At 62.7% G+C, this 628-nt stretch carries 1 protein-coding gene; it reads left to right on the top strand.

The genetic code is table 11. The annotated features are described in order from the left end of the window. On the top strand, positions 1-628 hold a 628-nt coding region (locus tag ENZ74_RS33660), incomplete at both ends, for a phenylalanine--tRNA ligase subunit alpha (RefSeq protein WP_127313377.1).

Raw genomic sequence — 628 nt, 5'->3', positions numbered from 1 at the left:
GGCGATCACCGCCCGCCTCGCCGCCGAAAAGGTCGACGTGACGTTGCCGGTGCGGCAGTCGCCGGCCGAGCGCGGCCGTATCCATCCGATCAGCCAAGTCATCGACGAGATTGCCGCGATCTTCGGCGATCTCGGTTTCTCCATCGCGGAAGGTCCCGATATCGAGACCGACTATTACAATTTCACCGCGCTGAATTTTCCCGAAGGCCACCCGGCGCGCGAGATGCACGACACCTTCTTCTTCCAGCCGGACGAGAAGGGCGAGCGCAAGCTTTTGCGCACGCACACTTCGCCGGTGCAGATCCGCACCATGGAAACGAAGAAGCCGCCGATCCGCATCGTCATTCCTGGCAAGACGTACCGGCAGGATTCGGACGCCACCCACTCGCCGATGTTCCATCAGGTCGAGGGGCTGGTGATCGACAAGACAGCCAACGTCGCCAACATGAAGTGGGTGCTGGAGGAGTTCTGCAAGGCCTTCTTCGAGGTGCCGCAGGTTAAGATGCGCTTCCGGCCGTCCTTCTTCCCGTTCACCGAGCCAAGCCTCGAGGTGGACATCCAGTGCGATCGCTCGCGGCCCGGCGAGGTGCGCTTCGGCGAAGGCTCCGACTGGATGGAGATCCTCGGC

This window comes from Mesorhizobium sp. M7A.F.Ca.CA.002.15.2.1 (genome assembly GCF_003998715.1).
In the GTDB taxonomy this organism is placed as follows: Bacteria; Pseudomonadota; Alphaproteobacteria; order Rhizobiales; family Rhizobiaceae; genus Mesorhizobium; species Mesorhizobium ciceri.
This window is presented reverse-complemented; position numbering and strand designations above follow the sequence as displayed.